The sequence below is a fragment of the Pseudomonas sp. Pc102 genome, from assembly GCF_018408275.1.
Classification (GTDB): Bacteria; Pseudomonadota; Gammaproteobacteria; order Pseudomonadales; family Pseudomonadaceae; genus Metapseudomonas; species Metapseudomonas tohonis.
The window spans coordinates 3,690,373-3,703,423 of sequence record NZ_AP021905.1; the positions used below are offsets into that span (position 1 = coordinate 3,690,373).

9 protein-coding genes are annotated in these 13,051 nt (G+C 68.8%); 7 read left to right on the forward strand and 2 right to left on the reverse strand.

The annotated features are described in order from the left end of the window. Positions 1 to 35: 35 nt before the first annotated feature. Positions 36 to 521 carry a sigma-70 family RNA polymerase sigma factor gene (locus tag PHLH3_RS16975; protein WP_213625043.1) on the reverse strand — a complete coding sequence of 162 codons (486 nt, stop codon included), beginning with the start codon at positions 519 to 521 and terminating at the stop codon, positions 36 to 38. Between the two features lie 185 nt (positions 522 to 706). On the opposite strand from PHLH3_RS16975, the gene PHLH3_RS16980 reads away from it, so the two are divergent. The 5 genes from PHLH3_RS16980 to PHLH3_RS17000 all read left to right on the forward strand — a co-directional run bounded on the left by PHLH3_RS16980 (position 707) and on the right by PHLH3_RS17000 (position 8,193). Beyond that, positions 707 to 1,738 carry a FecR family protein gene (locus PHLH3_RS16980; RefSeq protein ID WP_244862896.1) on the forward strand — a complete coding sequence of 344 codons (1,032 nt, stop codon included), beginning with the start codon at positions 707 to 709 and terminating at the stop codon, positions 1,736 to 1,738. 262 nt (positions 1,739 to 2,000) lie between these two features. Further along, positions 2,001 to 3,170, forward strand: a complete 1,170-nt coding sequence (locus tag PHLH3_RS16985) for an integrase core domain-containing protein (RefSeq protein ID WP_213625044.1) — start codon at positions 2,001 to 2,003, stop codon at positions 3,168 to 3,170. A 480-nt stretch (positions 3,171 to 3,650) separates the two neighbouring features. Then, positions 3,651 to 4,793, forward strand: coding sequence for an efflux RND transporter periplasmic adaptor subunit (locus PHLH3_RS16990; RefSeq protein WP_213625045.1), 1,143 nt, complete (start codon positions 3,651 to 3,653; stop codon positions 4,791 to 4,793). Then, positions 4,790 to 6,766 (forward strand): MacB family efflux pump subunit, encoded by a 1,977-nt coding sequence (locus PHLH3_RS16995; RefSeq protein WP_213625046.1) that lies wholly within the window; start codon positions 4,790 to 4,792, stop codon positions 6,764 to 6,766. Before PHLH3_RS16990 ends, PHLH3_RS16995 begins: the two co-directional genes overlap by 4 nt. After that, complete coding sequence (locus PHLH3_RS17000) at positions 6,763 to 8,193, forward strand: efflux transporter outer membrane subunit (RefSeq protein ID WP_213625047.1); 1,431 nt, start codon at positions 6,763 to 6,765, stop codon at positions 8,191 to 8,193. The genes PHLH3_RS16995 and PHLH3_RS17000 overlap by 4 nt, the downstream gene beginning before the upstream one ends. A gap of 368 nt (positions 8,194 to 8,561) precedes the next feature. Here PHLH3_RS17000 and PHLH3_RS17005 read toward each other — a convergent pair whose 3' ends face one another. Further along, complete coding sequence (locus PHLH3_RS17005; protein WP_213625048.1) at positions 8,562 to 10,193, reverse strand: PvdJ/PvdD/PvdP-like protein; 1,632 nt, start codon at positions 10,191 to 10,193, stop codon at positions 8,562 to 8,564. A gap of 178 nt (positions 10,194 to 10,371) precedes the next feature. On the opposite strand from PHLH3_RS17005, the gene pvdM reads away from it, so the two are divergent. Both pvdM and pvdN read left to right on the forward strand, forming a co-directional pair. After that, positions 10,372 to 11,745, forward strand: coding sequence for a pyoverdine-tailoring dipeptidase-like protein PvdM (gene pvdM, locus PHLH3_RS17010; protein WP_213625049.1), 1,374 nt, complete (start codon positions 10,372 to 10,374; stop codon positions 11,743 to 11,745). After that, complete coding sequence (gene pvdN, locus PHLH3_RS17015; protein WP_213625050.1) at positions 11,745 to 13,034, forward strand: pyoverdine-tailoring periplasmic protein PvdN; 1,290 nt, start codon at positions 11,745 to 11,747, stop codon at positions 13,032 to 13,034. The genes pvdM and pvdN overlap by 1 nt, the downstream gene beginning before the upstream one ends. Positions 13,035 to 13,051 lie beyond the last annotated feature (17 nt).

Below are 13,051 nucleotides of genomic sequence, written 5' to 3' on the forward strand. Positions count from 1 at the left end.
AGGGAAATGAAATTTAGCCGGCGTGTCGACCGGCGTCAGGCGGACTCCCACTCGCGCATGCGCAGGCGACAGTGCTTCATGGCGTTGACGATGTGCTTCTCCACCAGCGACCGGGAGATTCCCAGGCGCGCGGCGATCTCGTCATGGGAAAGGCCCTCCAGCCTGCGCAGCAGGAAGGCGTCGCGGCACAACGCCGGCAACTCGTCGAGGGCGCGCTGCAGCAGGCCCAGCCGCTGCACCTGGGCCAGCAAGCGCAAGGGCGAAGGCGAGCGGTGCCGCGAGTCCTCTTCCTCGTCCAGCACCTCCAGCGGTTCGTTGCGCCGCACGGCGTTGCGGCGGTGTTCGTCGACCACCAGGTTCAGCGCCGTTCGGTAGAGAAACGCCCGTGGGGATTCGATCCGCTCTTGACTCGCGCGCTCCATCACCCGCAAATACGCGTCATGCGCCACATCCGCGGCCGCCTGCCGATCCCCGAGCCTGGCGCTGAGGAAACGCACCAGCTCCCGATAGTAGATTTCCAATTCGCTCCCCCGGCGCCGGCCGCAAGCGGCGCTTACACTTGAGCTGGATCAAACCTCACCCACAGGGTGATGCTGGCAGTCTGAAATTATTAAATTTATAATAATTCTCATCAAGATTCATATCTCAGTGCGCCGCGTCAACGTGTGAAGCAACCACTCGAATTCAGGCAGAACCGGTAATCCTGATGAACAACGCCTCCTCCAAACCCCAAGGCGACTCGCTGGTCGAAGTCGCCGCCCACTGGTGCATGCGCCTGCACGCGGAGGATTGCACGGACGAGGAGCGTGCCCAGTTCCAGGCCTGGATCGAAGCGGACCCGGCCCACGCCCTCGAATACGCCGAGATGCTGGAGATCTGGGACCTCAGCGAACACCTGCCGCCGACCCAGCCGTCCCCCCGCCTGCACGTACCCCGCCAGCTTCCCAAACCGCCGCCGAGCCTCGCCCAGTTGCCGCCCCGCCAGCGCCCGCGCGGCCTCCTGCGTCGCCATGCGCGCGCCCTGGCGCTGGCCCTGGTCGCCCTGCCGCTCGCCGGCTACAGCGGCTGGATCGCCGGCTGGCTGCCCGACAGCTACCAGCGCTTCGAAGCCGAGAACAGCATCCGCCGCATCACCCTGCCCGACGGCAGCGACGTGGAGCTGAACCTCGCCACGCGCCTGAGCTACGCCAACTTCATCGACCAGCGCCGCGTCAGCCTCGACAGCGGCGAAGCCTACTTCCACGTCAGCCACGACAGCGCCCACCCGTTCGTGGTGCAGGCCGGCCAGGGCTCGATCACCGTCACCGGCACCCGCTTCAACGTCTGGAAGTACCAGGACAACGTCGTGGTCACCGTCACCGAGGGCTCGGTCAAGGTGCGCAGCGAGCAGCGCGGCAACGACAGCAACCTCAGCCCCGGCATGCAAGCCAGCTTCGGTCCGGGCGACATGAAGCCGGCGGTCGGCGCCGTGGACACGCAGAAGGCCCTGGCCTGGCGCGACGGCAAGCTGATCCTCGACGACCTGACCCTCGCCGAGGCCGTGCCGCTGATCAACCGCTACCTCGACGCCCCGCTGGTACTGGGTGACCAGGCCAGTGCCGACCAGCGCATCGGCGGCATCTACAGCACCCGCGACATCCGCAGCCTGGTCAGCGCCCTGCCCCAGGTCCTGCCCGTCAGCCTCGCCCAGCAGGCCGATGGCAGCACCCTGATCAGCAACCGCAAGATGCGCCTGTGAAGCCGGGCGCCATGCCCGGAACGCCCCATCCGGTAAATTTGTCTCTGTCTGCGTTAAGTGTTGCTAGAAGGTTTCGAGCCCAGCTGATTGTCGAGCTTTGCTGATGTTTCTGGTTTCGCCCCCCGGCGAGTCTCTTTTTTCAATCGCCAAAAAAGAAACCAAAAACGCTTGCCGGTATGACTCACCCACATAGGTGACAAATCGGTTCAACCACATGGGTAACAGTTTTTAACCTGGCGGGGTTCCCTCAGGAGGGTGCCCCATGCCTTGGCGAGAGCTGAAACCTATGGACGAAAAAGTACTGTTCATTGCTGATTACCTCAGGCAGGTGAGCAGCTTTACTGGGCTTTGCGAGCACTTCGGCATTAGCCGCAAGACGGGTTACAAGTGGGTCGAGCGCTACAGACAAGCCGGGATGCAAGGGCTTGCCGAGCAGAGCCGGCAACGGCACCACCAGGAGCGAATTCCCTACGTCATCCGTCAGTACATCCTCGACTTACGTCGCCGCTCGACAGTTGAGCTAGGGCCCAAGAAGATCCAAGCACTGGTCGAAAGGCGATACCCGGGCCAGAGCCCCTCCAGAACCACGATCTACATGATCCTCAAGCAAGAGGGGCTCGTTACTCCACGCCGAGTCCGCCGCCGGGTACCGAGCTATCCAAAACCGCTGAAGACGACCCATGAGCCCAATGAGCTCTGGAGCGCGGATTACAAAGGCCAGTTTCTGACCCAGGACGGTAAGTGGTGCTACCCCCTGACGGTTATGGATCACGCCAGCCGATACCTCCTTGCCTGTGAAGGAATGGCAGGGACACGACTGGAGGAGACCAAGGCAGTCTTTGAGCGGCTGTTTCGTTGTCATGGGCTGCCGCTGCGACTGCGGACCGACAACGGAACACCGTTTGCCAGTACGGGCAGAACTGGTTTGACTCAGCTGTCGATCTGGTGGTTACGTCTGGGCATCATTCCGGAGCGCATTGCCCCAGGGCGGCCTGAGCAAAATGGGCGGCATGAGCGCATGCACCGGACCTTGAAACGAGCAGTCACCCAGCCTGTGGCGGCGCACATGGCAGAGCAACAACAGCGCTTCGATGAGTTCATTCAGGACTACAACCAGCAGAGACCTCATGAGGCCCTGAAGCAGCAGACACCCAGCCAGTGCTATCAGGAGTCGCCACGTGCTTATCCAGAACAGTTGCCGGAGCTGACGTATCCGGGCCATGTCGAAGTCTATCGGGCAGATTGCAACGGCATCCTCAATCGAAGGGGATTACGTATCTACGTAGGGCACCTCCTCAAGCACGAACAGATTGGATTGGAGCAGATTGGTGAAGAACTCTGGGCTGTGCATTTCGGCCCAGTTGTAATTGGCCGTCTGGATGAGCGAGAACAGCAGGAGGGTTATCTATCCTTGAAAGTGTCACCCATGTGACTGAACTCATTTGTTACCCATGTGGTTGATCCATACATGCCCCATCATCCGGCCCGACTGCGTCGGGTGCCCTCACTCCGTCGTCGCTCTGGGGGCCGGCGCGATGGGCCATCCATGGCCTGGCGCGCCTCTCGCGGCATCCATGCCGCTCGTCCCCCGACGCAACGACTGCGTTCGGCCTCCTGAAGGGGCGTTTCCGCTGCTCCAATGTCTTCGCCGGAATCTTCATCGATGTGCGCATCACGCTTTGGGGGCGGAGTGGTTTACGTAGGGTGGCGTAGAGCGAAGCGAAACCCACGCGGTGGGCGTGACAGGGAGTCATAAATGCTCAGAAAGCACCGGACTTGAGCCTTCGCACCAAGCTCACAACAGCTAACGCAGACAGAGCCGTAAATTTCCCCGCGCCGTGATCGTTCATCTGGCAGCGCCCCTTCGCCGTCGCAGTGTGCCGGCCAGGGCCCCTCCAGAGCCGGACACCCCATGAGCGCCCCACGACTTCCACGCCGCCTGATCCTCGCCCCGCTGCTGCTCGCCCCCCTCCTCGCGCTCGCCGCCTGGAAGGCCATGCCCGACGCCGTCCATGAAGGCGACACCGTGACCGTCGCCGTCGGCACCATCGAAAGCAGCGTCAGCGCCCTCGGCACCCTGCAGCCACGCCGCTACGTCGATGTCGGCGCCCAGGCCTCCGGGCAGATCCGCAAGCTGCACGTGGAGCCCGGCGACAGCGTCGAGGAAGGCCAGCTGCTGGTGGAGATCGACCCCTCCACCCAGCAGGCGCGGGTCGATGCCGGGCGCTCCTCCATCGACACCCTCGCGGCGCAGCGGGAAGAACAGCAGGCCCAGCACGCGCTGGCCCGCCAGCAGTACGCCCGCCAGCAGAAACTCGCCGCCAGCGGCGCCACCCGCGACGAGGACCTGCAGGTCGCCCACGCCCAGGTGCGCACCACCCGGGCGCGCATCGCCATGATCGAGGCACAGATCCGCCAGGCCCAGGCGACCCTGCGCAGCGACGAGGCCGAGCTCGGCTACACGCGCATCTACGCCCCCATCTCCGGCACCGTGGTAGCGGTCGACGCCCGTGTCGGCCAGACCCTCAACGCCCAGCAGCAGACTCCCCTGATCCTGCGTATCGCCAAGCTCTCGCCGATGACCGTCTGGGCCCAGGTCTCGGAAGCCGACATCGGCCGCGTGCGGCCCGGCATGCCCGCCTGGTTCACCACCCTCAGCGGCGAAGGCCGGCGCTGGGAAGCCCGCGTGCGCCAGGTGCTGCCGCTGCCGCCGCGCCCGCTCGACCAGCTCAGCCAGGGCGGTGGCAGCCCCACCGGCAGCGGCGGCCGCGTGGTGCTCTACACCGTGCTGCTGGACGTGGACAACCAGGACAACGCCCTGATGACCGAGATGACCGCCCAGGTCCACTTCGTCTCCGAGCGCGTAGAGAACGCCCTGGCCGTGCCCATCGCCGCGCTGCTGGACGACGACAGGGTGCGGGTGGTCGGCGCCCGGGGCGCCATCGAGGAGCGCCAGGTGCGCACCGGCGTGCGCGACCGCATGCAGGTCCAGGTGCTGTCCGGGCTCAGCGAGGGCGAACGCCTGCTGATCGGCGAACCCGGCGACGCCCGATGAAGGCCCTGCACGAACCCGCCCTGCTGGAACTGATCGACGTCCGCAAGCGCTACGGCGGCAACGGCACGCCGGAAGTCGAGGTGCTGCGCGGCGTCTCCCTGCGCATCGAGGCCGGCGAATTCGTCGCGATAGTCGGCGCCTCCGGCTCCGGCAAGTCGACCCTGATGAACATCCTCGGCTGCCTCGACCGCCCCAGCTCCGGCACCTACCGCTTCGCCGGCCGCGACGTCGCCGCGCTGGACGGCGACGAGCTGGCCTGGCTGCGCCGCGAGGCCTTCGGCTTCGTCTTCCAGGGCTACCACCTGATCCCCTCCGCCTCGGCCCGCGAGAACGTCGAGATGCCGGCCATCTATGCCGGCACCCCCGCACCCGAGCGCAGCGCCCGCGCCGCCGAACTGCTGCGCCGCCTGGGCCTGGAGAGCCGCGCCGGCAACCGCCCGCACCAGCTCTCCGGCGGGCAGCAGCAACGCGTCTCCATCGCCCGCGCGCTGATGAACGGCGGCCACGTGATCCTCGCCGACGAACCCACAGGCGCCCTCGACAGCCAGAGCGGCATCGAGGTGATGAAGCTGCTCGAGGAGCTGTCCGCCCAGGGCCACGCGGTGATCCTCATCACCCACGACCGCGAAGTCGCCGCCCGCGCCCAGCGCATCATCGAAGTGCGCGACGGCCATGTCCTCAGTGACAGCGCCGACGCCCGGACGCCCGGCGCCAACGCCGGCTCACTGCCGGCCAGCCGCCTGCGCGAACGCCTCGAAGAGCGCCGCGAACTGCCCCCCGGCGCCTGGCGGGGCGAACTGCTCGAAGCCCTGCGCGCCGCCTGGCGGGTGATGTGGGTGAACCGCTTCCGCACCGCCCTGACCCTGCTCGGCATCGTCATCGGCGTCGCCTCGGTGGTGGTCATGCTGGCCATCGGCGAAGGCAGCAAGCGCCAGGTCATGGCGCAGATGGGCGCCTTCGGCTCCAACATCATCTACCTCTCCGGCTACTCGCCGAACCCGCGCGTGCCCGAGGGCGTGGTCAGCCTCGCCGACATCGCCGCGCTGTCCGGGCTGCCCCAGGTCGAGCGGATCATGCCGGTCACCGGCGGCTACACCCTGGTGCGTCGCGGCAACCTCGACTTCCAGGCCTACACCCGTGGCAACGGCGTCGACTTCCCCAGCATCCTCAACTGGCCCGTCGTCGAAGGCGCCTTCTTCGACCAGGCCGACGAGGACAGCGCCGCCACCGTGGCGGTGATCGGCCAGAAGGTACGCGACAAGCTATTCGCCGGACGCGACCCCATCGGCCAGCACATCCTCATCGAGAACGTGCCCTTCCAGGTGATCGGCACCCTGGCGGCCAAGGGCGCCAGCTCCGGCGACGAGGACGCCGACTCGCAGATCGTCGTGCCCTACTCCACCGCCAGCATCCGCCTGTTCGGCAAGCCCGAGCCGGACTTCGTCGTGGTCGCCGCCGCCGACGCCGGGCGCGTGCAACAGGCCGAGGCCGCCATCGACCGCCTGCTGCTGCGCCTGCACCGCGGCATCCGCGACTTCGAGCTGACCAACAACGCCGCACTGATCCAGGCCGAGGCCAGCACGCGCAACAGCCTGTCGCTGATGCTCGGCGCCATCGCCGCCATCTCCCTGCTGGTGGGCGGCATCGGCGTCATGAACATCATGCTCATGACGGTGCGCGAGCGGACCCGTGAAATCGGCATCCGCATGGCCACCGGCGCCCGCCAGCGCGACATCCTCCGCCAGTTCCTCACCGAAGCCACGCTGCTCTCGGTCACCGGCGGCATCACCGGCATCGCCATCGCCCTGCTGGTGGGCGGCGCCCTGTTGCTGGCCGATGTCGCCATCGCCTTCTCCCTCACCGCCATGCTCGGCGCCTTCGCCTGCGCCCTGGCCACCGGCGTCGCCTTCGGCTTCATGCCGGCACGCAAGGCCGCGCGGCTCGATCCGGTAACCGCACTGACCAGCCCATGACCGCACTCGCCCCCCGCACCCTGCTGCCCCTGTGCCTGGCGCTCGGCGCCTGCACCGGCGCCGATACCACACCGACGGCGGCGATCACGCCGCCTCCCCACTGGCAGTCCCCTGCCCGCCAGGGCGCCGCGCAGATCAGCGCCGACTGGTGGCACGCCTTCGGCAGCCCTGAACTCAGCCGGCTGATCCAGCAGGCCCGCCAAGGCAGCTTCGACCTCGCCGCCGGCCGCGCACGGATACGCCAGGCCAGCGCCGCCGCCGTGATCGCCGGCGCCCCGCTGCTGCCGGACGTGAAGGCCGAGCTGAGCGGCAGCTACCAGCAACTGCTGGGTGACGAAGGCTTCAGCGCCCTGGATGCCGAGCGCGACAAGCCGCGTTTCGACACCTATGCCGCCGGCCTCAGCGCCAGCTACGAGCTGGATTTCTGGGGCGGCAGGCGCGCCGCCCGCGACAGCGCCCTGCACAGCCTGGAGGCCAGCCGCTTCGACCAGGCGACCCTGGAGCTGACCCTGCTCGCCGGCGTCGCCAGCAGCTACCTGCAGGTGCTGGCCCTGGGCGAACAGCTGCGCATCGCCGAAGGCAACCTCGACAACGCCCGCCAGGTGCTGCAACTGGTGGAGGCACGCCAGGCCGCCGGCGCCGCCACGCGCCTGGAACTGGCCCAGCAGCGCAGCCTGGTGGCCGGCCGCGAACGCGCCCTGGAACGCCTGCGCCAACAGGGCGGCGAAGCCCGTGTCGCCCTGGCCACGCTGCTCGGCCAACCGGTGCAGGCACTGGACCTGAAGGGCGGGAAACTGGCCGGCATCCAGTGGCCCGGCATCGGCGCCGGCGTGCCCAGCGAACTGCTCGGCCGTCGCCCCGACATCGCCGCCGCCGAAGCACGCCTGGCCGCCGCCGACGCCGACGTGCGCGTCGCCCGCGCCGCGATGCTGCCGAGCCTGACCCTGAGCGCCAGCCTCGGCACCGGCTCCGAGCAGTTCTCCGACATCCTGCGCAACCCTTACTACGGCGTCGCCGCCGGCCTCGCCGCGCCCATCTTCAACGCCGGCCGCCTCGACGCCGGCCATCGCCAGCGCCAGGCCCGCGAGGAGGAGCTGCTGGCCACCTACCGCGCCGCCATAGTCGCGGCCTTCGGCGACGTGGAGCGCGCCCTGCTGGCCATCGACGGCCTCGACCGCCAGCGCCAGTGGCAAGCCGAAGAACTCGCCCAGGCCCAGCGCGCCTTCGACCTGGCGGAAAACCGCTACCGCGCCGGCGCCGAGACCCTGCTCACCGTGCTGGAGACCCAGCGCAGCCTCTACCAGGCCGAAGACGACGCCGTACAACTGCACCTCGCCCGCCTGCAAGCCGCCGTCGGCCTGTACAAGGCCCTGGGCGGCGGCTGGACGCCGGACACCCGCCTGCAAGCCGACCGCTCCCCGGGCTGAAGCCCGAGCTACCCGATACGCACCAGGCAATACCTGCTCGCGAAAAAATGCCGTGCCATGCTCGGCTCCGCCCGGTGGAGGTAAAAAGCGACCTCCACCCTACGCACCGGGTACGCCCTGCCCGTGGGAACGAATTCATTTGTGACCGGCATTCAGGCACGCGCGCAGGCCGATTCCCGGGCTCCCCGATACGCACCGCCGCGAAGCATTCGTAGGATGGGTAGAGCTCCGCGAAACCCATCGATCCGGGGCCTCATACAAAACGCCGCGCCACGCCCGACACCGCACGGTGGAGGTAAAAAGCGACCTCCACCCTACGCACCGGGGTACGCCCTGCCCGTAGGGGCGAATTCATTCGCCCAGCTTGATCACACCTTGCCCGGCAGCTTCAGGTTGCGCGCATACCAGGGCCGGCGCGGGGTCCGGCGCAGCAGGTCGCCGATGTCTTCCTCGCCGCTGAAGGCGATGCGCAGGGCCAGTTTCATGGCTTCGACCTCCAGCTCCCCGGCACCGCCGCCGGCATCGGCGATGCCGCCGCAACCGTGGGTGCTGGGCCCGAGCCAGGGGTCGGCCACCTCCACCCAGCGCCCCGGCGCGAACCAGGGCACGCCGTTGACTTCGCGACGCTGCACCTCGCCGGGGTGGGCGCGCTCGTGGGCGCGGAACCAGTCCTCGATGCGGTCGTCGATCCAGCCGTGGAAGCGCCAGAACACCGGGTTGACGTGGGACGAGAAGGGGTCGCCCAGGTAGTCGTTCTCATCGCGGAACCAGCGCGCGGCATAGTCGGAGGGCTCGCGATCGCCCACCACCGGCATGCCGTTGGACGGGTCGCGGGTCACGGTCGCCCAGCGCATGTGCAGCCAGTCGTGGATGTTCAGCTCCACTTCCGAACCGAACTGCGCCAGGGTCAGGCGACTCAGGTAGTCCGGGTCCTGGTACTGCGACTCCCAGACCTGGAAGTTGCCGAAGAAGGTCTCGGCCGCCTTGATGCCGTGCAGCCACTGGCTCAGTTCCTCGTCGTCGGCGGCCACCCAGGCCGGGGGCACCGAGTCGCCGTCCCGGTTCTCCTGGTAGCGGATGAACCCCAGGCGGTCATGCTCGACATAGGGCGAGGGCAGCGGCAGGCGCGTCCAGTTCGGCAGGTCGGGCTGCAGGGCGCGGGCCTGGCCGAGCATGTGCCGGTGCATGAAGAAGAAATCCTCGCCCGAGCCGTTGAGGTGCTTGCGCCGCCCCCGTGCGCCGCGCTCGGCATCGCGCGGGCCGGGTTGCCAGCCGGCACCGCGCAGCGCATCGCGCCTGGCGTCGTCGAGGCGGTGCCACTTGTCCCGCGTGGCGTGCCAGAGCTGGTGGAACAGCCGGTGCCCGGGCGAGACCAGCCAGGCCAGCAGCGCCGGCGCCAGCGGGGTGACCCGCTGCGCCTCGGGGAAGGCTCGCTTGATGGCGACGAAGCGGCTGTCCGGCTCGGGCATATCCAGCGGCCGGTCGAGGCGGCGGATGCGGCCGCTGAGAGTGCCCGCACCGGCGTCCCCCCACCCGCCCCATACCTCGTCGAGGATCGCCTCCAGCTCGTGGCTGGGCGCCGATTCGCCGGCCGGCACCAGGCGCCAGCGCACCGTGCGCGCGTCCGCCGTGGCCAGTTCGCCCAGCACCCGGTAACGCGGCTCGCCACGGCCACGCAGGCGCGCGCCCATATCGATGAAGCCGCGCAGGGAACGGCCACCGGGGCCGACGTCCAGCAGCATCTCGACGCCCTGCAACGGCAGGTCGTCCAGGCCGATGTCCATGCCGCTGAAACGCATGTCCCAGATACCGCGCAGCGTGTCGGCGATGCGCACGCCCTCGCCGGCCGCGACCTCGACGCTGGCCTCGCCGGGCGTCTCCACCTGGCCCGGCTCCAGCGTGTCGTCGTGGTCCACCGGCTGGCGCGCGTACCACACCGCAGGCGCTGCCGCCCCGACCACCGCCAGCCCCGCCATGAACCCACGCCTGGAAAACCTCATCGTCACACCCGCATCCGTGTCAGCCACGCCTATCCAGCTAGAACGAGAGGCCCTGATACAAATTTACCGCCGCCGGGACGCTAAATTTCCCACCGCCACCCTCGTTCCTCCGTGACAGGCGAACCCCGCAGCGGCGGGCGTCGCACACGCATCGACCCTGGCAATCAACGGGATGGCAATGAACACGACCCGCTCCAGCAAGGCCCCCTACCTAGCCGCCCTGGCACTCCTCCTCGCCCTCGTCGCTGTGGCGGCCTGGTACGTCCTCGCGTACCGCCAGGCCGAGGGCTACCCGAAGGAGGTGGTCAAGCACGCCGCCGAGCTGCAGGACCGCATCCTCTCCTTCGACAGCCACATCACCGTGCCCACCGACTTCGGCACCGAAGGCAAGGAGGCCGACCGGGACGGCGACGGCCAGTTCGACCTGGTCAAGGCCGGGCGCGGGCGCCTCTCCGGTGCGGCGCTGACCATCTTCGGCTGGCCGGAGATCTGGAACGGCCCCAACGCGCCCCATCGCCCCACCGCCGCCTTCGTCGACGAGGCGCGCCACCAGCAGGAGCTGCGCTACAGGATCATCAGCGGCATGGTGCGCGACTTCCCCAACCAGGTCGGCATCGCCTACACCCCGGCCGATTTCCGCCGCCTGCACGGCGAAGGCAAGTTCGCCATCTTCATCAGCATGCTCAACGCCTATCCCCTGGGCGACGACCTCGGCGCCCTGGACACCTGGGCCGCGCGCGGCATGCGCATGTTCGGCTTCAGCTACGTGGGCAACAACGCCTGGGCCGACTCCTCGCGCCCGCTGCCCTTCTTCAACGACAGCGTCGACGCCCTCGGCGGCCTCTCGCCCCTGGGCGAGCAGGCGGTGGCACGGCTGAACGACCTGGGCGTGGTGATCGACGTGTCGCAGATGTCCACCCTGGCCCTGGAAGACGTCGCCCGCCTCAGCCGCGCGCCCATCGTCGCCTCGCACTCGGCGCCGCGCGCGCTGGTGGACATCCCGCGCAACCTCAGCGACCCGGAAATGCAGCGGATCAAGGCAAGCGGCGGGGTGATCCAGGTGGTGGGCTTCCCCGCCTACCTCAAGCCGCTGAGCCAGCCCACCCTGGACAAGCTCAACGCCCTGCGTGCGCGCTTCGGCCTGCAACCGCTCGACGGCCTGGCCAACGCCCTGATGCCGGGCGACCCGATCATCGCCATCTGGCCGGAGCAGCGCTTCGGCGAGTACGCCAGCGCGCTCTACGCCATCCTCGAGGAAGAGCCCCGCGCCAGCGTCAAGGAACTGGTGGACGCCATCGACTACACCGTGCGCAAGGTCGGCATCGACCATGTCGGCATCGCCAGCGACTTCAACGACGGCGGCGGCGTCGAGGGCTGGATGAACGTCGGCGAGTCGCGCAACCTCACCGCCGAGCTGATCCTGCGCGGCTACTCCGACGCCGATATCGCCAAGCTCTGGGGCGGCAACTTCCTCCGCGTCTGGGAGGAGGTGCAGCGCCGTGCCAAACCGGCCGCCGCCAGCGCCGCACAACCGCAAGCGGAGCGTGGCTGATGAGCGACCGTCGCACCTTCCTCAAGCACGCCGGCCTCATCGCCGCCGCCCTGCCCCTGGGCTCCGCCCTCGCCGGCGACGCCCGGGCCGCCACCCCGCCGGCCAGCCCCGCCCGGGACAAGTGGCAAGCCCTGCGCCAGCAGTTCGACCTGGACCCGGACTACCTGCACTTCTGCTCCTTCCTGCTCGCCTCCCACCCCCGCGTGGTGCGCGAGGCCATCGCCCACTTCCGTGCCCGGCTGGATGCCAACCCCGGCGAGGTGCTGGACTGGGACCGCGAGGAGCTCTGGGGCTACGAGAACGACGTGCGCGCCTGGGCCGGCCGCTACTTCGGCGTGCGCCCCGGCCAGGTCGCCTTAACCGGCAGCACCACCGACGGCCTGGCGATGGTCTATGGCGGCCTGCAGGTGGCGCCGGGCAAGGAGATCCTGGTCAGCGCCCACGAGCACTACTCCACCAACGCGCGCCTGGACTACCGCGAGCAGCTGATGGGCACCCGGGTGCGCCGCGTCGCGTTGTTCAAGGACCCGCACCTCGCCTCGGTGGACGAGATGCTCGGCAACGTCCGCCAGGCCATCCGCCCCGAGACCCGCGTGCTGGGCATGACCTGGGTGCAGTCCGGCAGCGGCGTGAAGCTGCCGGCCCGCGAGGTCGGCCAGCTGGTGAAGGAGATCAACCAGGGCCGCGACGAGGCGGACCGCCTCCTCTACGTGGTGGACGGCGTCCATGGCTTCGGCGTCGAGGACCTGGACTTCGCCGACTTCAACTGCGACTACTTCATCGCCGGCACCCACAAGTGGCTGTTCGGCCCCCGTGGCACAGGCGTGATCGTCGCCCGCGAGGAGACGCCGCAGCCCCATCTGGTGCCCAGCATCCCCACCTTCACCAAGGGCGAGACCTTCGGCACCCTGATGACCCCCGGCGGCTACCACGCCTTCGACCACCGCCTGGCAGTGGGCAAGGCCTTCGAGCTGCACCTGCAACTGGGCAAGGCCGACGTCCAGGCGCGCATCCACCAGCTCAACGACTACCTCAAGGCGCGCCTGGCCGAGCACGCCAGGGTGCAGCTGGTCACGCCGCGCAGCCGCGAGCTGTCCTCGGGCTTCACCTTCTTCCGCGTCGAGGGCCGCGACTGCGACGCCGTCGCCCGCTACCTGCTGGAGCGCAAGGTGATCAGCGACGCCGTGGACCGCGACGTCGGCCCCGTGGTGCGCCTGGCGCCCAGCCTGCTCAACGACGAAGCCGAGATCGACCGGGTGCTGGAGATCCTCGCCCCGCAGCTCGCCTGACCCTTTCGCCATTCGAG

Excerpts from the sequence above, each read along its gene's own strand:
- PHLH3_RS16980 (WP_244862896.1), top strand. The coding sequence starts at position 707 with ATGAACAACGCCTCCTCCAAACCCCAAGGCGACTCGCTGGTCGAAGTC.
- PHLH3_RS16985 (WP_213625044.1), top strand. The coding sequence starts at position 2,001 with ATGCCTTGGCGAGAGCTGAAACCTATGGACGAAAAAGTACTGTTCATT.
- PHLH3_RS16990 (WP_213625045.1), top strand. The coding sequence starts at position 3,651 with ATGAGCGCCCCACGACTTCCACGCCGCCTGATCCTCGCCCCGCTGCTG.
- PHLH3_RS16995 (WP_213625046.1), top strand. The coding sequence starts at position 4,790 with ATGAAGGCCCTGCACGAACCCGCCCTGCTGGAACTGATCGACGTCCGC.
- PHLH3_RS17000 (WP_213625047.1), top strand. The coding sequence starts at position 6,763 with ATGACCGCACTCGCCCCCCGCACCCTGCTGCCCCTGTGCCTGGCGCTC.
- PHLH3_RS17005 (WP_213625048.1), bottom strand. The coding sequence starts at position 10,193 with ATGAGGTTTTCCAGGCGTGGGTTCATGGCGGGGCTGGCGGTGGTCGGG.
- pvdM (WP_213625049.1), top strand. The coding sequence starts at position 10,372 with ATGAACACGACCCGCTCCAGCAAGGCCCCCTACCTAGCCGCCCTGGCA.
- pvdN (WP_213625050.1), top strand. The coding sequence starts at position 11,745 with ATGAGCGACCGTCGCACCTTCCTCAAGCACGCCGGCCTCATCGCCGCC.